Origin of the sequence: Glutamicibacter sp. NPDC087661 (assembly GCF_044743275.1) — a bacterium.
Classification (GTDB): Bacteria; Actinomycetota; Actinomycetes; order Actinomycetales; family Micrococcaceae; genus Glutamicibacter.
This window is the reverse complement of sequence record NZ_JBIUWE010000001.1, coordinates 757,000-776,821: the sequence shown is the minus strand read 5'-3', so window position 1 is coordinate 776,821 and position 19,822 is coordinate 757,000. Positions and strand designations below refer to the sequence as shown.

The following is a 19,822-nucleotide window of genomic DNA, read 5'->3' as shown; positions in this document are numbered from 1 at the left end:
TTAGCCGACCGATCCTTCCATCTGAAGTTCAATAAGGCGGTTCAGTTCCAGCGCGTACTCCATAGGCAGCTCGCGTGCGATTGGCTCAACGAAGCCGCGCACGATCATTGCCATGGCCTCGTCCTCGGCCATGCCGCGGGACATCAGGTAGAACAGCTGCTCTTCGGAAACGCGCGAGACGGTCGCCTCGTGGCCCATGGTTACGTCGTCCTCGCGGACGTCGATGTACGGGTAGGTATCCGAACGCGAGATCTGGTCGACCAGCAACGCGTCGCAGACCACCGAGTTCTTGGTGCCCTTGGCGCCTTCCTGGACCTGGACCAGGCCGCGGTAAGCCGAGCGGCCACCGTTACGAGCCACCGACTTGGCCACAATGGCCGAAGAGGTGTTCGGAGCGATGTGGACCATCTTGGATCCGGTGTCCTGGTGCTGGCCCTCGCCGGCGAAGGCGATGGACAGGGTCTCACCCTTGGCGCGTTCGCCAACGAGGTAAACGGCTGGGTACTTCATGGTGACCTTCGAGCCGATGTTGCCATCGACCCATTCCATGGTGGCGCCTTCTTCGCAGACGGCACGCTTGGTCACCAGGTTGTAGACGTTGTTCGACCAGTTCTGGATCGTGGTGTAGCGAACGCGGGCGTCCTTCTTCACGATGATTTCCACAACGGCAGAGTGCAGCGAATCCGACTGGTAGATCGGTGCGGTGCAACCCTCGATGTAGTGAACGTAGGAGCCCTCATCAGCGATGATCAGGGTGCGTTCGAACTGGCCCATGTTTTCCGTGTTGATGCGGAAGTAAGCCTGCAGCGGGATCTCCACGTGTACGCCCTTCGGGACGTACACGAACGAGCCGCCGGACCACACGGCAGTGTTCAGCGAAGCGAACTTGTTGTCGCCCGCTGGAATGACCGAGCCGAAGTACTCCTGGAAGATCTCCGGGTGTTCCTTCAGTCCAGTGTCGGTGTCAAGGAAGATGACGCCCTGGGCTTCAAGGTCTTCACGCAGCTGGTGGTAAACAACCTCGGACTCGTACTGGGCGGCAACGCCAGACACCAGACGCTGCTTTTCAGCCTCTGGAATACCCAACTTGTCGTAGGTGTTCTTGATGTCTTCTGGAAGTTCTTCCCAGGAGGTCGCCTGCTTCTCGGTGGAACGCACGAAGTACTTGATGTTGTCGAAATCAATACCCGAGAGGTCTGGACCCCAGGTAGGCATTGGCTTGCGATCGAAGTACTTCAGCGCCTTCTGGCGACGCTCCAGCATCCATTCTGGCTCGGACTTCAGGGCGGAAATATTCGCCACTACGTCCTTGTCGACGCCACGGCGCGCATTTGCACCCGCGTCGTTCTTGTCTGACCAGCCGTATTCGTAATTGCCGATTCCGTGGAGTTCGGGGTTCTTCTCCAGAATTTCGGAAATTACACCCGGGTCGGCAGACTCCTGTGCAATCTGATCCGTCATCGCGGCCTCTCCTGCTTCGTGAACTGAATTCGAGTTCTTTTCTCAGCGCGCATTGGCGCCTTTTCACGCCCCACAGGGATGTGGGTCGTGCACACGTGTCCTCCACCGGCCAAGGTCGACAGTCGTCGGACGTCGACGCCTAGCAAGCGGGCGAACATTTCCGTTTCCATGTCGCAAAACACTGGAAACTCTCGTGCCAAGTCTTGTATCGGGCAGTGTCCCTGGCATAGCTGCACGCTATGCATCAGGGCAGTTGCCACTTTGGTATCCACTTTTCGGGTGTATCCCACGAATCCATCTGCACTGAGCAAATTGCCCAGCACCTCGGCTCGTGCTTCCAGCCCTTCAACGCCGACCAGCGCCTTGGCGTATCGGTCTTCCATTGATGCGAAGCGGTTACGCGCAAACTTGCGAATCGCGTCCTCTCCGGCCGCATCGCCGAGCATCTTCAATGCGTCGGAAGCAATCTCCAGGTAATCGTTGCCCAACTTCGTCTGCCCGCGGTGCGAAAGCACGTAGCGACGCGACGGACGTCCAGCACCGGTTTTCTGGTTGGCTACCAGTTTCACCTCTACGAGTCCCGATTTTGAGAGCGCGTCGAGGTGACGGCGGACCGCAGCAGGCGTGAAGCCCAGCTTGCTTCCAAGCTCGGCAGCACTGACCGGCCCGTCCTCGAGTACTGCATACAGGACGCGGTCGCGCGTACGCTCCTCGGTATCCCCAACTGCGCCAACTGTCGCGGCAGTGGAGCCACTAGCTGATTCTGAATTTGATGAATACACAACACAATCATGCGTAAATTTTTGCTCTAGGTCTAGTAAGGAAGGACTTACTAAGGACATGCTTGCCCGACTAGTGCGTTACTTGAATCGAACCTCTGACACTCCCATTGTCCCGCCCACCTCAACGGAACTCGAGGGTTGGTGACAAAACACTCAGCTCAGCCAGTTCGACATGTCGTAGAATGTTTCAGTGTCTTCTGTAACTCCCAGCCTTGTCATCAACGAGCTGGCTAAAGATTTAGGTCCAGTCCCCGCCTTGGACAATCGCATGTTGCGAGTCCTGGAGTCGGTGTCTCTAAAAGCTTATCCGGGTCAGGTCACCACGCTTTTAGGAGCTAACGGAGCCGGCAAATCCACGACCCTCGCTTGTGCCCAGGGGCTGCTTCAGCCCGAAGGCGGAACCGTCGAACTCCTGGGCCAGAACCCCTTCGGCGACAATCCCGAATTGCGTTCCCGCGTCGGAGTCATGCTCCAAGACGGAGGGTTGCCACCCTCAATGCGACCGGTTCCGCTCTTGAGACACGTCGCTTCCCTCTATCAGAAGCCCATTGATATTGATGCGTTGATCACACGGTTGGATCTCGAATCATTTGGCACCCGCACGATCCGCCGTCTCTCTGGTGGCCAGAAGCAGCGCGTCGCCTTGGCCCTGGCGCTGGCCGGAGATCCGGAAGTGCTCTTCCTCGATGAACCAAGTGCTGGGCTGGATCCGCAGTCCCGCCAGGTAGTCTTCGACCTCATTGCCGAACTTCGCGATGCAGGAAAGGCCATCATCCTCACCACCCACCTCATGGATGACGCGCAACGCCTCAGCGACTACGTCTACATCATCGACAAGGGCTGCACCGTGGCGCAAGGCACTGTGGCCGAGCTGACGGCCCGCGCTGCCGAAGACCAGGACACCCGCCCGGTGTCCTTCTCCGCCCCAGCAGGGCTGCGCCTACCTGAACCACCGGCAGGATTGCACCTGGAGGAGACCGGAGCCGGCCAATACCGGCTCGACGGGGTCAACTCCCCCGAACACTTGAACTGGCTAACCCATTGGTGGCTCCAGGAGGGCATTTTGCCAACCGAGCTCAACTTGCAGTCACGAAGCCTCGAAGACGTTTTCCTTGAAATCGCACAGAAGGAGGGAAGGGCATGAGCCAAACACAGGCACGCTCCAATGCTGTCTCGCCACTGCGCCGAATCCTGAACCAGGGTAAATACGAATCCATCCAGATGCTCAGCAATGGCGAACAGCTCATTCTCGCTGTTGTCATGCCGCTCATTGCGCTCTTCGTGCTCACCCTGACCGATCTGGTCAAGGATGTCGCAGACCGCAGCATTGATGCCGCCGTTCCTGGCGTCTTGGCCTTGTGCGTCATTTCGACGGCTTTCACCGGGCAGGGAATTGGCACCGGATTTGACCGCCGCTATGGCGTGCTGACCATGTTCTCCACTACGCCGCTGGGGAAAACCGGACTGATTTTCGGCAAGGTCATTGCCGTGCTGTCGGTCCTGCTGATCCAGGTCGTCTTAATCTGCTCTGTCTCCTTGTTGTTCCTGGACTGGCATCCGAACCCTTGGGGCATTGCTCCGGCTATACTCTTCCTGCTCTTGGGCGCAGCCGCGTTTACCGCGCTAGGCCTGCTGATTGCCGGCACCGTCCGCCCTGAAGCGACGTTGGCGATCACCAACCTTGCCTGGATCGTGCTGGCCGGTGCCGGCGGTGTCCTCTACCCCTTGAGCATGGCCCCTGATTGGGCCCAGCCAACCCTGAATGCGCTGCCATCGGCAGCGCTGGGCGATGCCATGCGCGATGCCCTGATCCACGGCCAGTTCAGCATTGCTGGCCTTATCTTCTTGATCCTTTGGTCAGCAGTTGGCTCCTTTGCAGCCATCAAGCTGTTCAAATGGAGCTGACCACCACCCAAATTCCGAAAAGGGAGATTTCAATGTCTTCAGCCCAAGCCACCCAGAGCTGGGCCGATAAACTGCCCACGAAGGTCACTCGCCTCGTGCATGGTCTCGCGATCGCATCCCTGATCTCGCAGATTGGCATTATCGTCACCGGTGGAGCCGTACGCTTGACGAATTCGGGCCTCGGCTGCTCCCACTGGCCCAATTGCGTTCCCGGTTCGATGACCCCTGTCCCGGAAATGGGCATCCATGGAATCATCGAGTTCGGCAACCGCCTGCTGACCTTTGTCCTGCTGGTCATCGCTGTCGCGTTCCTGATCTCCATCTGGAAGATGCGCCCTACCCACCGCACCCTGTTCAAGCTGTCCATCGGCTTGCTCGCCGGCATCGCGTTGCAGGCACTCATCGGAGCCATCACCGTGTGGACCGGACTGAACGCTTGGGTCGTTTCGGTGCACTTCCTGATTTCCGGCGCACTGGTCATCATGGCAACATTCCAGGTGAACCGCACCGCCAAGGAACTGAAGAACCGCAAGTGCGATCAGAGCAGCAAGTCGATCCGCCAGCTCTCCTTCGCCGCATGGATCTTCTCCCTGCTCGCAGTGGCATTCGGAACTATCGTGACCGGCACCGGACCGCATGCAGGCGATGCCGATGCCCCGCGCCACTTGTTCGATCCGCTGCTGGTAACCCGCATGCATACTGCTCCGGTGTACTTGCTCGTTGCCGCAACCATCGTGGTGCTGATTCTGGCCTACAAGCAGGGCGGAAACATCCAGCTTCGCATCGCCATCTGGTGGCTTGTCGCGGCAATTGCGGTCCAGGCAGCAATTGGCTACATCCAGCATTTCAATGGGCTGCCAGTCGCCCTGGTACTCTCCCACATGCTCGGCGCGAGCTTGCTGCTTGCCGCCTCCGCAAACGTCTGGGATCGGGCTGCCATCCTTCCGGAATACCAGCGCAACGATTCCTAGAATCCTGAGTAAATGACTGGGGGTTGCCCTGCACTGGATGTGCAGGGCAACCCCCAGTTGCTTAACGCTGTTCCCCGGCCGTTCCACGGCGCGTGAACCACATCAAACCATAAAGTCCAAAGAAGAAATAGACTGTTCCGGGTAGCCAGAATGCCGCAAGCAGCAGCCCTTGATCCACGGTGGAAACCGCAAGAAGGGCGGCACCGTTAGCGCAGGTAGCCCATAGAGCAATCCGGGAATTGGACAAGAACCCGATGCCGCAGGCCAAGCCCAGGGCAAGGTATGCGTACACGGCGACGTTCGGCTCGATACTCGTGAACGATGCGGCTCCCAGAAGCACGACTGGCAATAGCAGTGCAGTGCCACCAATGATGCGGATCAATTTCGAACGCGGTTCTCGATTCACCGATTTGGAAGAACGCCCATTGATTCCGACTAGCATCCATGCTGCGACCATTGACGGGATATAGAAGATTCCACTGCTGGTAATGAATCCGGCAACGAGCGCTGTCATGCACAAGGCCGCCGCGTAGCCGTAGATTCGTGCCGCTTTTCCCTTCATGACCGCGGTGGCCGCTACGCCAAGTCCGAATATTGCGAAGATCAGCAGTTGCAATGCGCCTTGCTCATATATCGAGTCGTAGCTACTGCCCTCACCTTCTGGCACAGAAGCGCCAAAAATCAGGTCACCCAGGGTATCTGCCAGAGTCGTATCGATGATGGAGACAAGGACACCGAGGACCAGTGCCACCGCACCGAGCACCAAGCTATTCCTGCGTAGGATGGCCCGCTCCTGCGGAGCCGCGTACTCGGCCATCAGAGGGGCTGCAACAGTTTCAGGACTGCCTAGCGCGGCGAGGATTTGGTCATCATCCCTGCCTAGGGCTCGGCCATCCTCGATATGCTGCGCCACATCCTCCAGAAGCTCTAAGCCCATATCCCTTGGAGCACCGCGCAGGAGCTTCCCCAATTCCCGCAAATACGCTTCCGCACTGTACTGCTCAGCTGTCGATGCCATGTTGCTCTCCAAGTAGATCGGTGACTTGCATTGAAATTGCTTCCCATACCCCGCGGAACTCGCCAACCATCAGATGCCCGTGCTCGGTAATGGTGTAGTACTTCCGTTTGCGTCCCGACGCGCCTTCTTCCCAGTAGGTTTCTACCAGCCCAGTGGCTTTCATGCGCGCCAGCAACGGATACAGGCTCCCCTCGCCGGCGGTAAGCTTCCGCGCGGTGAGCTCTTCTGCCAGCTCCAACCCGTATTTATCTCCGCTGGCTAACGAAGCCAGCACACAGTACTCAAGGACGCCCTTGCGTATATTCGTGGCGATTTTCTCGCGTTGATCGGACATGCGATAACCATACCTTGCGTAGCAAGACTTGCATAGCAAGATCTAGTCTTATTTCCCTCGATGAGAGTAATTTCTGCCTAAACGCATAGTGCGCATGCATTGGCCGATGCGAAGGGCAACTACGCTCGAACGCAGAAAAGCGCCCTTCATGGAATCCATTTTCATTTGGATTCCAGGAAGGGCGCTAACCGACGCTCAGCTGCGGCGTTGAACCTAGCCGAACAGCGGGCTACCCACGAACGGGTCAATGGCCAAGGCCAGGAATACGATCGACAAGTAGGTAATGGAGATATGGAAGACCTTCATGGCCTTGCGGTTGATCTCAGCCGGCTTATGGTCGCTCTGCGCTTCGCGGTAGAGCACGTGCGATTCGTAGACGAACCAGATGCCCGCGCCACCAGCGATTGCGGTGTAAACGATTCCTGCGCTACCCAGTGGGACCAGCAGCATCGAGCAAACGACAGTGGCCCAAGCGTAGAGCACAACCTGTACCGAAACGCGGCGAGCGTTGGCGATCGCGCCCAGCATAGGCACTGAAGCCGCGTTGTAGTCATCCGCATACTTCATGGACAGCGGCCAGTAATGCGGCGGGGTCCAGAGGAAGATCACCAGGAACAGGATGATCGCTGGCCATTCAATTGTGTTGGTCACTGCGGCCCAAGCGATCAGCACAGGCATGCAGCCGGCGATGCCACCCCAGACAATGTTCTGAGCGGTACGGCGCTTGAGGATCAAAGTGTAGAACACGACGTAGAGGAGGATTGCAGCCAGGCCCAAGGCGGTCGTCAGCGGATTGGTGCCAACCCAGAGAACCACCAGGGAGGCTATGGCCAATACCCAAGAGAAGACCAGTGCTTCCCTCGGGGTGAGGTCCCCAGTGACTAAAGGGCGCCCCTTGGTACGCTTCATCAACTTATCCATATCGCGATCGATATAGCAGTTGAATGCACCAGAAGCACCTGCGGCCATAGCTCCACCAACAAGGGTGGAGATCATGAGCCAGACGGAGGGGAAACCCCGTTCGGCAAAGATCATGGTCGGAAGGGTGCTCACTAGCAGCAACTCGATTACGCGAGGCTTCGTCAACGCCACGTAGGCATTGGCCTTGCGCTTCAGAAAATCGCCGGCATTTTCATCAGGCTGACGCGATGCGCGGGGCACTGATGCTGCGGCGACACTTTGAGTCTTCAATTAAACGCACTCAGTTCTTCACGGGTACAAGACAGACACTGTCATTCTACGCTGGATAGAAATTGATTGAAACTCCCCAGGAGAGGATCACAGTTGAAAAATGGTGATTTGGCTCAATTCAAGACGCTACAATCGCCTGCCCGGCGGCTAGCCATGCACCTTTGCGGCTTCACGCTCCCATCGGATTCTGCTCCTCGAACCGATCTTCCGCAGGCAGCCCCCGCCCCAACCAGCGTTTCCCGCGTACCGTTGCAGCACGCCAAAGTCGACAAGCCGGGAGCCTTCGATGGAATAACCCCGCGCGGCGGGAGAACTCATCCAGTTCCAAATGCCCAACAGCATTTCGGCAGATTGCGCGCGGTCCCCGGACCCTGCTCCCAAATGAACAAAGATGGCAACTGATGGCCGCTAGTGGAACAAATCTTGTTCTTTGTAGCGTTGGCTGGTTGCCGTGCACCGGCTGGCAGAAGTGCCCGGCCACCCATATCCCCCGGCTGCCACCTGCGCACGAATGCGCAGAATGCCTGAGCAATTCGCTCACGCCGTGGCATGAATAGCCGTATCAAGTCCACCTTCTGCGCAAACCGAATAATTCTGTGTCATCTTGCTAAATCCAACGCCCCAATACGCCTTTTCGCGATAGAGTTGACTCAGATTGCGCCGTCGCGACCTGCATCCCTCTGAATAAAGCACAGCCGGAGGAAGCAGGAGGCGACGGCGTATTGCGTGTCAGCGGGAGATATCTCCCGTCCAAGCCTGAATGGAAGGAACGCCGCTGTGGCGACTGAATCCTTAGTTGAAGAATTCTCACTGACCGAGTTGGACCGTAAGGCCATCGACACCACCCGTGTCCTGGCAGCCGACGCCGTCGAAAAGGTTGGCAATGGCCACCCCGGTACCGCAATGAGCTTGGCTCCGGCCGCCTACTTGATTTTCCAGAAGCACCTGCGCCACGATCCGAAGGATCCGAACTGGATCGGCCGCGACCGTTTCGTGCTTTCCCCGGGCCACACCTCGCTGACCCTGTACCTGCAGCTGTTCCTCTCGGGCTACGGTCTGGAGATGGAAGACATCGAAGCGCTGCGCACCTGGGGCGCCAAGACCCCGGGCCACCCGGAGTTCGGCCACACCGCCGGCGTTGAGATCACCACCGGTCCGCTGGGCCAGGGCCTGGCTTCCGCCGTTGGTTTCGCCTACTCCCAGCGCCGCATGCGCGGCCTGCTGGATCCAGCTGCCGAGGCAGGGACCAGCCCGTTCGACCACACTGTCTACGTCATCGCTTCCGATGGCGACCTGCAGGAAGGCGTCACCTCCGAGGCCTCCTCGCTGGCCGGCCACCAGGAACTGGGCAACCTCGTTGTGATCTACGATGACAACAAGATCTCCATCGAGAACGACACCGACATCGCCTTCACCGAAGACGTGCTGGGCCGCTACGAGTCCTACGGCTGGCACACCCAGCGCGTGGACTGGACCGTCACCGGAGAATACGTCGAGGACATGGCCGCACTCGATGCTGCTGTGCGCGCCGCGAAGGCCGAGACCTCCCGCCCATCGATCATCAGCCTGCGCACCATCATCGGATGGCCATCGCCGACCAAGCAGAACACCGGCGGCATCCACGGCTCGAAGCTGGGTACCGAGGAAGTTTCCGGCCTGAAGACGATCCTGGGCTTCGACCCCGAGAAGAACTTCCAGATCGAGGACGATGTACTGGCTCACGCCCGCGAGGTCGTAACCCGCGGTGCGCAGCTGCACACCTCGTGGAACGAGACCTTCGAGGCCTGGAAGTGCGCCAATCCGGAAGAAGCCGCCCTGCTTGAGCGCCTGCAGGCTGGCGAATTGCCAGAGGGCTGGACCGAGAAGATCCCGACCTTCGAGCCAGGGTCCACCATGGCTACCCGCGCCGCGTCGGGCAAGGTCATCAACGCGATCGCCGATGAATTGCCAGAACTCTGGGGCGGCTCTGCCGACCTCGCCGGTTCGAACAACACCACCATCGAGACCGCGAAGTCCTTCGCTCCCGAGCGCCGCTCCACCGATTCCTGGTCCGCCAGCCCGTACGGCCGCGTGCTGCACTTCGGCATCCGCGAGCACGCCGCCGCCTCGATCGTGAACGGCATCGTGCTCTCCAGCCCGACCCGTGCATTCTCCGGAACCTTCCTGATCTTCTCGGACTACCAGCGTCCGGCGATCCGCTTGGCCGCGCTGATGGGTGTCCCCTCGATCTTCGTGTGGACCCACGACTCCATCGGCCTGGGCGAAGACGGCCCGACCCACCAGCCAGTGGAGCAGCTCGCTTCGCTGCGCATCATCCCCAACTTCGACGTCGTCCGCCCAGCGGATGCCAACGAAGTCGCCTACGCATGGCGCGGCATCCTCGAGCTGACCGGCACCCCTTCGGGCATCGTCCTCTCCCGCCAGAACCTGCCAATCTACGACCGCGCGGCCACCGGCTTCCGCGGCGCCGAAGGCACGCTGAAGGGCGGCTACATCCTCGCCGAGGCTGTGCGCGATGGCGCGGAGACCACCCCGGATGTCATCTTGCTGGCCACCGGCTCCGAGGTCGAGCTGGCTATCGAAGCCCGCGAAGCCCTGGCTGCCAAGAACGTCGCGGCCCGCGTCGTTTCGCTGCCGTCGCTGGAATGGTTCGCCAAGCAGGACGCGGCCTACCGCGAAGAGGTCCTGCCGGCAGCCATCACCGCCCGCGTTTCGGTTGAAGCCGGCGTGGCCCAGGGCTGGCGCGAGCTGGTCGGCGCGCACGGCGAAATCATTTCGCTGGATCACTTCGGCGCTTCCGCCGATTACAAGAAGCTGTACTCCGAGTTCGGCATCACCACCGAGGCTGTTGTAGCCGCTGCCGAAACCTCCATGCAGAACGCTGCCAAGTAAGGAACCGAAGTAAAGATTATGAGCAACCCGAATACCCAGGCCCTGTCCGATGCCGGCGTCTCCATCTGGCTGGACGACCTTTCGCGTGAACGGCTGACCAGCGGCTCGCTGGCCAAGCTGATCGAAGAGAAGAACGTGGTCGGCGTGACAACCAACCCGGCAATCTTCGCGGCATCGCTGTCCAAGGCAGAGGTGTACGGCGAGGCCATCGCCGAGCAGAAGCACCGCTCGGTGGAAGACGCGATCACCGAAATCACCAGCGACGACGTGGCAGCTGCCTGCGACCTGTTCAAGGGCGTCTACGAGTCCTCCCAGGGCTTCGACGGCCGCGTGTCCATCGAGGTCGATCCCCGCCTGGCTCACGAGACCGCACCAACCATCGCCCAGGCCAAGGCCCTGTACGAACGCGTGAACCGCGAGAACGTGCTGATCAAGATCCCGGCAACCGTCGAGGGCCTGGAAGCCATCACCGAAACCATTGCCGCCGGCATTTCGGTGAACGTCACCCTGATCTTCTCGCTGGAACGCTACCGCGAGGTCATCAACGCCTACCTGCTGGGCCTGGAGAAGGCCCACGCTGCCGGCGTGGACCTGTCCAAGATCCACTCGGTCGCTTCCTTCTTCGTTTCCCGCGTGGATTCGGAAATCGACAAGCGCCTGGACGCCATCGGCACCGATGCCGCGGCCGCCGTGCGCGGCCAGGCCGGCGTGGCCAATGCCCGCCTGGCTTACCAGGTCTTCGAAGAGTCCTTCGCTTCGGCACGCTACGAGGTGCTGGCAGCTGCCGGCGCCAACGTCCAGCGTCCGCTGTGGGCTTCGACCGGCGTGAAGGATCCTGCCTACCCATCGACCCTGTACGTGACCGAACTGGTCGCGCCGCAGACCGTGAACACCATGCCGGAGAAGACCCTGGACGCCACCGCGGCTGAAGCCGAGGTGCGCGGCAACGCGATCGCCGGCGGCTACGATGCGGCCAACCGCGTGCTGGACAAGCTCGCTGCACTGGGCATCGACTACAACGAGGTCGTGGACCTGCTCGAGGTCGAAGGCGTTCAGAAATTCGACGTCGCATGGAACGAGCTGCTTGAGGACATGGCTGTGGCATTGAAGGGAGCCAAGTAGATGGAGCTTGGTCTGGTAACCTCCGGCGAGGCCCTGGCCTCCGTCGATGCGTTGCTCCCGAAGCTGATCGAAGCGAAGATCGGCAGCCGCATCGCCGCCCAGGACCCGACCATTTGGGGTCCTGAGGCAGAAGCTGAATCGGCCATCCGCCTCGGTTGGGTCAACCCCTTCGAGGCAGCTGGCAAACTGATCCCGCAGATCCTGGATCTGCGCGATGAGCTGCAAGAAGAGGGCCTTACCCGCATCGTGCTGTGCGGCATGGGCGGCTCCTCGCTGGCTCCTGAGGTCATCACCGCCCATGACGAGGTGGAACTGGTCATCTGCGACACCACCGATCCGTCGATGGTCAAGCAGATCGTGGAAACCGACCTGCAGCGCACCGTCGTGGTGGTTGCTTCCAAGTCGGGTTCCACCGTGGAAACCGATTCGCAGCGCCGTGCGTTCACCGCAGCTTTCCAGGCTGCCGGCATTGATCCGGCGACCCGCTTGGTGCTGGTCACCGATCCGGGCTCGCCCATGGATAATCCTGATGGCGTGCGCGCGGTATTCACTGCGGATCCGAATGTCGGCGGGCGCTACTCGGCGCTGACCGCTTTCGGCCTGGTCCCTTCGGGCCTGGCCGGCGCGGACATCGAAGCCCTGGTTGAAGAATCCGGGCTGATCAACGATGTGCTGGCTCTGGACGACGAGGACAACCTCGCGCTGCACCTGGGTGCCGCCATGGCTACCGCGGGCCGCGACAAGCTGCTGATTGCCTGTGTGGGCGATGCCCTGCCGGGCTTCGGCGATTGGGCCGAGCAGCTGATCGCCGAGTCCACCGGCAAGGAAGGCAAGGGCGTGCTGCCTGTTGCCGCGCATGTGGATGCACCGGAGCTGGCGAACCCGGCTCAGGACGTGCTGCCGCTGTTCGTCTACGACGCGCTGCCTGAGGATTTCGACGAGGACGCCACCGCCGTGCACTTCAGTGCACCGCTGGGCACCGCCTTCATGATCTTCGAGTACGCCACCGCCGTGGCCGGCTACCTGCTGGGCATCAGCCCCTTCGACCAGCCTGATGTCGAGGCCGCGAAGATCGCCGCCCGTTCCATGCTCGATGCTCCGGCGCAGAGCGCACCGGATGCAGTGGACGGACCAGTTGAGCTCTACGGCACCGGGGCCAAGACCTTGGAGGCGGCTGTGGAGCAGCTCGCCGCGCAGCTTCCGGCAGACGGCTACCTCGCCATCCAGGCATACCTGAACCGCAATGCGGACCAGGAGCTTGCCGCGCTGCGCGATCTGCTCGCCAAGAAGACCGGCCGTCCAGTCACCTTCGGCTGGGGTCCGCGCTTCTTGCACTCCACCGGCCAGTACCACAAGGGCGGCCCGGCACAGGGCGTGTTCTTGCAAGTCACCGCGGATCACAAGGAAGACCTTGGGATCCCGGAGCGTCCGTACACCTTCGGCGGCCTGATCACCGCCCAGGCGATCGGCGATGGCGCAGTACTGGCTGACGCCGAACATAACCGCCCAGTGCTGCGCGTGAACCTCACGGACCGCGCCGCCGGAATCGCTGCCCTGCTAGAGGCAGCGAAGTAAGGCACTATGAGCAACCCACTACGCGACGCCCGCGACCGGCGGCTTAACCGCATTGCCGGTCCGGGCGCGCTGGTGTTCTTCGGAATCACCGGCGACCTTGCCCGCAAGAAACTCATGCCAGCGGTCTACGACCTGGCTAACCGCGGACTGCTTCCCCCGAATTTTGCGATTGTCGGCTTCGGCCGCCGCGACTGGACGGCGCAGGACTTCGCCGACCAGGCCCGCGAATGGATCCTCGCCAGCGCCCGCACCCCCTTCAACGAAACCGTGTTCGCCCAGCTGGCCGCCGGCATGCGCTTCATCTCCGGCGCCTTCGACGATGATGGCGCCTACGAGAAGCTGGCCGCGACCCTGGACGAACTGGCCGAATCCCGGTCCACCGGGCGCAACCACGCTTTCTACCTCTCGATCCCGCCGAGCTGGTTCGAGGTTGTCTGCCAGAAGCTCTCCGAGCACAAGCTGGCCAAGGACAAGAACCCGGGCTGGGAACGCGTGGTCATCGAGAAGCCCTTCGGCCACGACCTGCAAAGCGCCCGCGAACTGAACGAGATCGTGGAGTCCGTGTTCCCGCCGGACGCGGTGTTCCGCATCGACCACTATCTGGGCAAGGAAACCGTGCAGAACCTGCTGGCTTTGCGTTTCGGCAACCAGATGTTCGAGCCGCTGTGGAACAACAAGTACGTGGACCACGTGCAGATCACCATGGCCGAGGACATCGGCATTGGCGGCCGCGCCAGCTACTACGACGGTGTGGGCGCGGCCCGCGACGTCATCCAGAACCACCTGCTCCAGCTGCTGGCGCTGACCGCCATGGAGGAACCCATTTCCTTCGACGCGGACCACCTGCGCAGCGAAAAGGAGAAGGTGCTCACCGCCGTCCAGCTGCCCGAGGACCTGGGCGCGGCCAGTGCCCGAGGCCAGTACACCTCTGGCTGGCAGGGCGCCGAGGAGGTCGTCGGCTTCCTCGACGAGGAGGGCTTCAACCCGAAGTCCAAAACCGAGACCTACGCGGCGGTGCGCCTGAACATCAATACCCGCCGCTGGTCCGGGGTGCCGTTCTACCTGCGTGCCGGCAAGCGCCTGGGCCGCCGCGTCACCGAAATCGCGGTGGTCTTCAAGAAGGCGCCGAACCTGCTGTTCACCGACCACAAGGACGACGAATTCGGCCAGAACGCGTTCGTGATCCGCGTGCAGCCCGATGAAGGCGCGACCATCCGCTTCTCCTCCAAGGTGCCCGGCACCCAGATGGAGATCCGCGATGTGACCATGGACTTCGGCTACGGCAACGCCTTCACTGAATCCTCGCCCGAGGCCTACGAGCGGCTGATCCTCGATGTGCTGCTCGGTGAGCCGCCGCTGTTCCCGCGCCATGAGGAAGTCGAGCAGTCCTGGCGCATCCTGGATCCTTTCGAGGAGTTCTGGGCCTCGCAGCCCACCCAGCCCGATCCCTACGCTCCGGGCTCCTGGGGACCCGAAAGCAGCGATGAGCTGATGGCCAAGGATGGAAGGACCTGGAGACGACCATGATGATCGATCTTCCCAACACCACCACCTCCAAGGTGGCCAAGAAGCTGATCTCCTCGCGCCGCACCCACGGCGTGGTAGCGCTCTCCCGCGTGATGACCCTGGTGGTCATCACCCGCGAGGGGTTCGCCGAGAACGCGATCGAGGCGGCCAACTTGGCCAGCCGCGAGCACCCCTGCCGGATCATCGTGGTGGTCCGCGGCAACAAGTCCGAGGCCAACCGGCTGGACGTGCAAATCCGCGTGGGCGGGGACGCCGGCGCCTCCGAGGTGATCGTGATGCGCACCTACGGCCCGGATGTCGTGGCCGACGAGGCGCTGATCTCCGCACTGCTGCTGCCCGATGCGCCGATCGTGGCCTGGTGGCCGCATGGCGTGCCGCAGGATCCGGCCGGCACCGCGCTGGGCAAGCTGGCGCACCGCCGCATCACCGATTCGGCGGAAACCGAAGACCCCACCGCCGCGCTGTTCAGCCGCATCGAGACCTACCAGGCCGGCGACACCGACCTCGCCTGGACGCGGCTGACCCTGTGGCGTGCCCAGCTGGCGAGCATCATCGACCTGATCGGCACCGAGGGGCTCTCGGGCATCACCGTGAAGGGCTCGGATAATTCCCCGTCCACCACCTTGCTGGCCGCCTGGCTGACCCTGTGCCTGGACGTCCCGGTGACCATCGCCGCGGACAAGTCCAATGGCGGGCTCTCCAGCGTCCGGTTGGCACGCGAAGCCGGCGACGTGGAGCTTTCGCGCCCTTCCGGCGCGGTAGCCCACCTTTACCTGCCCGGATCGGCCCCGCAACGCATCTCCCTGCCACGGCGTTCGGTGGCCGAATGCCTGGCCGAAGAGATGCGCCGCCTGGACGCCGATGACGTCTTCGGCGAGGTCATCACCAAGGGCCTGAACCTGACCAACCTGAGGAGCATCAGATCCAGTGATCGCTAGGCAAATACTGATCCATGAGAACCCGGAAGCTACCGCCCACGCCATTGCGGCCCGGCTGATCACCTCGATCGCCGATGCACTGGCCGCCCGCGGAGTTGCCCACGTGGTGGTGACCGGCGGTTCGCTGGGCATCGCCGCCCTGGAAGCCGTCGCGGCCAACCCCGCCAAGGCCTCGGTCAACTGGTCGCAGGTGCACTTCTGGTGGGGCGACGAGCGCTTTGTCGCCACCGATTCAGCAGATCGCAACGTGCTGCAGGCCGCAGCCCTGTTCGACGCGCTGGATGAATTGGGCCTTGACCGCGCCACCGTGCACGCCATGGGCGCCAGCGACAAGTACGAGTCCGCCGAGCAGGCCGCCGCGGCCTACGCCGAGGAACTGGCCGGGGAAGCCGAAGACAGCGCCTTGAACCCCGCGTTCGATGTGCTGATGCTGGGCATGGGCCCGGACTCGCATGTCGCCTCGCTCTTCCCGAACCACACCCGGTCCGACGAGCCAGGAGTCATCGCGGTCCACGACTCCCCCAAGCCGCCTGCGCACCGCGTCACGCTCACCATGGGCACCATCAACACCGCCAAGGAGGTCTGGCTGATCGTGGCCGGTGCCGACAAGGCGCCGGCGCTGGCCAAGGCCCAGCACGAGGTCAACGAGACCGCTGTCCCGGCCTCCGCCGTGCACGGCACCCAAGCGACCCGCTGGATCATCGACCGCGCCGCGGCCACCTTGCTCTAGCCTGCACCGCATCGCCGGTGCCGCGATCCTGCACTCCAGGATCACGGCACCGGCCTTTGCTTTCCCCTCGCCACCTGCCCGAAAGGTTCCCATGCATTCCGCCCCGCTGCCCGATGCCGCGCAGCCATCCCGCAAGGTCACGGTGATCGGCGCCGGCGTCATCGGGCTCTCCACCGCCCATGAGCTGGCTGCCGCCGGCCACCAGGTCACCGTCATCGCCGACCAGCTGCCGCTGCAGACCGTCTCCGCGGTGGCCGCAGCCATCTGGTTCCCGTACCACTCGGAGAACTCCGCAGCCGCCGATCTGCTGCTCGCCCGTTCGCTGGCACGCTTCGAGGAGCTCTCCGGCATCAAGGAAACCGGCATCGACCTGCGCCGCGGCCTGAATCTGGAAGCGTCCCCGGAGGAAGACCGCTCTTGGGCACAGATCGTCGCCAACGCCGCCGAAGCCCCAGCAGAAGACATCCCGCGCATTGCCGCCGCCGGCATGCGTGCCACCGTCCCGGTGATCACTATGCCTCTCTACCTCTCCTGGCTGCATGAACAAGCCTTGGCCAAGGGCGTCAAGTTCATCCAGCGCACCATCGGATCCATCGACGAGGTGCAGGAAGAGGCCGACACCGTCGTATTGGCCACGGGCCTGCGTGGCGGCGAACTCACCGGGGATGACGGCACTGTCTACCCCATCCGAGGCCAGGTGATTCGCCTGGCAAACACCGCAGGGTTGGTCCACTGGCTCTGCTATGACGAGCATCCCCAGGGCGTCACCTACATCATTCCGCGCCGCGATGACATCATTGTTGGCGGTACCGACGTGGCCAACGACTTCAACGCCGAGGTCGACCCGCAGACCGCCACCGACATGCTGCGCCGTGCCATCGGCCTGGTCCCCCAGCTGGCCGGCTGCGAGATCCTGGAGCACAAGGTGGGGCTGCGCCCGGCACGCGAGACGATCCGCTTGGAGCGCGTCGACGGGCACGCTGTGCCTGTCATTGCGGCCTACGGCCACGGCGGGGCTGGGGTCACCCTTTCCTGGGGTACCGCACAGCGGGTCGTGGAATTGCTCGGTACCTAGCAGTACCAGCGGCAAACCGGCAGCCACGCGTTTTCCGCGTGGCTGCCGGTCTGCTTTAACCGGCGGCGGGACTGTGGCAGAACGGACCAGGCGCTCCCGCAGGTCCGCTATCAACTACGGGCCAAGTGACGGGAATCACCATTGACACCCGCTTTTCCGAGCGTATTATTTCATTCGTACTACTCGTCCCACGGTTTCGCGAGACGTTATTTCGACCATTGCGATCTCCATGAATCTTCCCAATGCGCGGTCCGCCGCGCAGCACAGCGTGCTGGCCAAACCCGCACGCGCAGTAGCCGTCGCCTTTGCCGGCGCAATCCTCATTGGCGGATTGCTCCTGTCTTCACCGGCGGCCAACACGCAAGGCACCTTCACATCCTTGGTGGACGGGATCTTCACCGCGACGTCAGCGGTGTGCGTCACTGGCCTGACTGTCTTGGATACGGCAACCCACTACACCCTCTTCGGCAAGATCGTCATCCTGGTCCTGATCCAGGTCGGCGGCCTGGGCCTGATGCTCGTCGCATCGTTGCTGAGCATGCTGGTCATGGGCCGCATCGGCTACCTCACCCGGCTCTCCACGCAGCGCGAAAGCTCCGCCGTTTCGGGCGCCGACGTGCGCACCTCGGCATTGATGATCATCAAGCTGTCACTGGCCATCGAATCCGCAGTGGCCCTCGTCTTGGCCCTCCGCTTCTGGCTGGCCTACGACTACGAACCCGCCAGGGCGATCTGGCATGGCCTGTTCCATGCGGTCTCTTCCTTCAATAACGCGGGATTCGCCCTCTACTCGAATAACCTGATGGATTTCGTCGCGGACCCGTGGCTATGCATCCCCATCAGCATCGCCATCATCCTCGGCGGCTTGGGCTTCCCGGTTCTGGTCCAGCTCAGGCATCACTGGCGGAATTCGCTGAAGTGGACGATGAACACTCGCCTGGTCCTGCTCATGACCGCATTGCTGCTGCTTGGCGGCACCATCTTCATCACCGCCATGGAATGGTCCAATCCGAAGACGCTGGGCGAGCTTGAACCTGCCCAGCGGATCCTGGCTGGATTCTTCCAATCGGTGCAGACACGTACCGCTGGCTTCAATTCCATCGATATCGGCGCGATGCATCCAGCCTCCTGGCTGGGCATGGATGTGCTGATGTTCATCGGCGGAGGGCCTGCCGGCACCGCCGGCGGCATTAAGATCACCACGGCTGCGATCCTGCTGTTCATCATCATGACCGAACTTCGCGGCGAGACCGCCGTCAATGTCCTAGGCAAGCGCCTGTCCCGCTCGGTGCACCGGCAGGCCATCACGGTGGCGCTGATGGGCGTAGCGGCGGTATTCGTCGGCACCATGGGCCTGCTGCTGCTGACCGGCTATTCCCTGGACCGCTGCCTCTTTGAAGCCACCTCCGCATTCGGCACCGTCGGGCTGTCCACCGGCATTACCCCGGATTTGCCGGACCCTGCCAAGGGCATCCTCATTGCATTGATGTACCTGGGCCGCGTCGGGGTCCTCTCGCTGGGCTCCGCGCTGGCCCTGCGCGATCGAAAAGCGCTCTACGAACTCCCCAAGGAAAGGCCTTCAATTGGCTAAGCTACTGAATTTTCGAAATGACGCCAAGGGCCTGTCTAAGGCGGACTCCGTTGCAGTGATCGGGCTCGGGCGATTTGGCGAATCCCTGGCCCTGGAACTGATGAAGTCCGGTACCCATGTCCTGGGCATTGACGTGCACGAGAACATCGTCCAGTCCCTGAATGGGGAATTGACTCAGGTGGTTCGCGCCGACGCCTCAAGCCGGGAAATCCTTGAACAGCTCTCGATCCACGAGTTCGACCGCGTGGTGGTTGCCGTAGGCAGCCACCTGCAGTCATCCATCCTGTGCTGCTCGCTCTTGGTCAGCATGGGGATCCCGCAGATCTGGGCCAAGGCGCAGGACGATCGGCACGGTCTGATCCTGGAGCAGCTCGGAATCCACCACATCGTCTACCCGGAGAAGGATATGGGCAAGCGAGTCGCCCACCTGGTGCGCGGATCCATGATGGACTACCTGGAAGTCGATCCAGGCTATGCCATGGTGAAAATGAGCGCACCAGCCACATTGCACGGTGTGAAACTCAGTGATGCCGGGGTACGCAATAAATACCGGGTGACCATCGCTGCCACGACCAATGCGGCCGGCGAATGGAAGAACACGGACGGAAACACCGTCCTGCAGACCGGAGACAAGATCCTCGTGCTGGGATCGATTGCCGATACCGAGAAGTTCGGGCAACTGGCCTGAGACGCGCAATAGGCGCCTTCCA

At 62.0% G+C, this 19,822-nt stretch carries 17 protein-coding genes; 12 read left to right on the top strand and 5 right to left on the bottom strand.

Features of this window, described 5'->3' with window-relative positions:
- Both sufB and ACIOTN_RS03665 read right to left on the bottom strand, forming a co-directional pair.
- Positions 1 to 1,461, bottom strand: coding sequence for a Fe-S cluster assembly protein SufB (sufB, locus tag ACIOTN_RS03670; protein ID WP_133834195.1), 1,461 nt, complete (start codon positions 1,459 to 1,461; stop codon positions 1 to 3).
- Positions 1,458 to 2,303 (bottom strand): metalloregulator ArsR/SmtB family transcription factor, encoded by an 846-nt coding sequence (locus ACIOTN_RS03665; RefSeq protein WP_286134094.1) that lies wholly within the window; start codon positions 2,301 to 2,303, stop codon positions 1,458 to 1,460. The genes sufB and ACIOTN_RS03665 overlap by 4 nt, the downstream gene beginning before the upstream one ends.
- 130 nt (positions 2,304 to 2,433) lie before the next feature.
- Between ACIOTN_RS03665 and ACIOTN_RS03660 the strand changes: the two genes are divergently transcribed.
- The 3 genes from ACIOTN_RS03660 to ACIOTN_RS03650 are packed head-to-tail and all read left to right on the top strand — an operon-like array spanning position 2,434 to position 5,119.
- Complete coding sequence (locus ACIOTN_RS03660; RefSeq protein WP_133834196.1) at positions 2,434 to 3,387, top strand: ABC transporter ATP-binding protein; 954 nt, start codon at positions 2,434 to 2,436, stop codon at positions 3,385 to 3,387.
- Positions 3,384 to 4,148, top strand: coding sequence for an ABC transporter permease (locus ACIOTN_RS03655; protein ID WP_332486804.1), 765 nt, complete (start codon positions 3,384 to 3,386; stop codon positions 4,146 to 4,148). Before ACIOTN_RS03660 ends, ACIOTN_RS03655 begins: the two co-directional genes overlap by 4 nt.
- A gap of 32 nt (positions 4,149 to 4,180) precedes the next feature.
- On the top strand, positions 4,181 to 5,119 hold the full coding sequence (locus ACIOTN_RS03650; RefSeq protein WP_332503464.1) for a COX15/CtaA family protein: 939 nt from the start codon (positions 4,181 to 4,183) through the stop codon (positions 5,117 to 5,119).
- Positions 5,120 to 5,180: 61 nt separating this feature from the next.
- Here ACIOTN_RS03650 and ACIOTN_RS03645 read toward each other — a convergent pair whose 3' ends face one another.
- The 3 genes from ACIOTN_RS03645 to ACIOTN_RS03635 form a co-directional block, all read right to left on the bottom strand.
- On the bottom strand, positions 5,181 to 6,137 hold the full coding sequence (locus tag ACIOTN_RS03645; RefSeq protein WP_402734791.1) for a DUF1700 domain-containing protein: 957 nt from the start codon (positions 6,135 to 6,137) through the stop codon (positions 5,181 to 5,183).
- Complete coding sequence (locus ACIOTN_RS03640; RefSeq protein WP_105656651.1) at positions 6,121 to 6,471, bottom strand: PadR family transcriptional regulator; 351 nt, start codon at positions 6,469 to 6,471, stop codon at positions 6,121 to 6,123. The genes ACIOTN_RS03645 and ACIOTN_RS03640 overlap by 17 nt, the downstream gene beginning before the upstream one ends.
- Before the next feature lie 213 nt (positions 6,472 to 6,684).
- Positions 6,685 to 7,632 (bottom strand): heme o synthase, encoded by a 948-nt coding sequence (locus ACIOTN_RS03635; RefSeq protein WP_105656652.1) that lies wholly within the window; start codon positions 7,630 to 7,632, stop codon positions 6,685 to 6,687.
- Between the two features lie 807 nt (positions 7,633 to 8,439).
- Here ACIOTN_RS03635 and tkt point away from each other — a divergent pair.
- The 9 genes from tkt (at position 8,440) to ACIOTN_RS03590 (ending at position 19,800) form a co-directional block, all read left to right on the top strand.
- Positions 8,440 to 10,554 carry a transketolase gene (gene tkt / locus ACIOTN_RS03630; protein ID WP_402734790.1) on the top strand — a complete coding sequence of 705 codons (2,115 nt, stop codon included), beginning with the start codon at positions 8,440 to 8,442 and terminating at the stop codon, positions 10,552 to 10,554.
- A gap of 18 nt (positions 10,555 to 10,572) precedes the next feature.
- Complete coding sequence (tal, locus tag ACIOTN_RS03625) at positions 10,573 to 11,676, top strand: transaldolase (protein WP_105656655.1); 1,104 nt, start codon at positions 10,573 to 10,575, stop codon at positions 11,674 to 11,676.
- Positions 11,677 to 13,251: a glucose-6-phosphate isomerase gene (locus ACIOTN_RS03620; RefSeq protein ID WP_133834202.1), complete on the top strand. Its 1,575-nt coding sequence runs from the start codon at positions 11,677 to 11,679 to the stop codon at positions 13,249 to 13,251.
- Between the two features lie 6 nt (positions 13,252 to 13,257).
- A complete protein-coding gene (gene zwf, locus ACIOTN_RS03615) occupies positions 13,258 to 14,778 on the top strand; it encodes a glucose-6-phosphate dehydrogenase (RefSeq protein ID WP_105656657.1) in 1,521 nt (506 codons plus the stop codon).
- Positions 14,775 to 15,716, top strand: coding sequence for a glucose-6-phosphate dehydrogenase assembly protein OpcA (locus ACIOTN_RS03610; protein WP_105656658.1), 942 nt, complete (start codon positions 14,775 to 14,777; stop codon positions 15,714 to 15,716). The genes zwf and ACIOTN_RS03610 overlap by 4 nt, the downstream gene beginning before the upstream one ends.
- Positions 15,706 to 16,446 (top strand): 6-phosphogluconolactonase, encoded by a 741-nt coding sequence (gene pgl / locus ACIOTN_RS03605; protein ID WP_133834203.1) that lies wholly within the window; start codon positions 15,706 to 15,708, stop codon positions 16,444 to 16,446. The genes ACIOTN_RS03610 and pgl overlap by 11 nt, the downstream gene beginning before the upstream one ends.
- 91 nt (positions 16,447 to 16,537) lie before the next feature.
- Positions 16,538 to 17,521 carry an FAD-dependent oxidoreductase gene (locus tag ACIOTN_RS03600; protein ID WP_402734789.1) on the top strand — a complete coding sequence of 328 codons (984 nt, stop codon included), beginning with the start codon at positions 16,538 to 16,540 and terminating at the stop codon, positions 17,519 to 17,521.
- A gap of 229 nt (positions 17,522 to 17,750) precedes the next feature.
- A complete protein-coding gene (locus ACIOTN_RS03595; protein WP_133834205.1) occupies positions 17,751 to 19,112 on the top strand; it encodes a TrkH family potassium uptake protein in 1,362 nt (453 codons plus the stop codon).
- Positions 19,105 to 19,800, top strand: a complete 696-nt coding sequence (locus tag ACIOTN_RS03590; protein WP_181148794.1) for a TrkA family potassium uptake protein — start codon at positions 19,105 to 19,107, stop codon at positions 19,798 to 19,800. The genes ACIOTN_RS03595 and ACIOTN_RS03590 overlap by 8 nt, the downstream gene beginning before the upstream one ends.
- Positions 19,801 to 19,822: the final 22 nt, after the last annotated feature.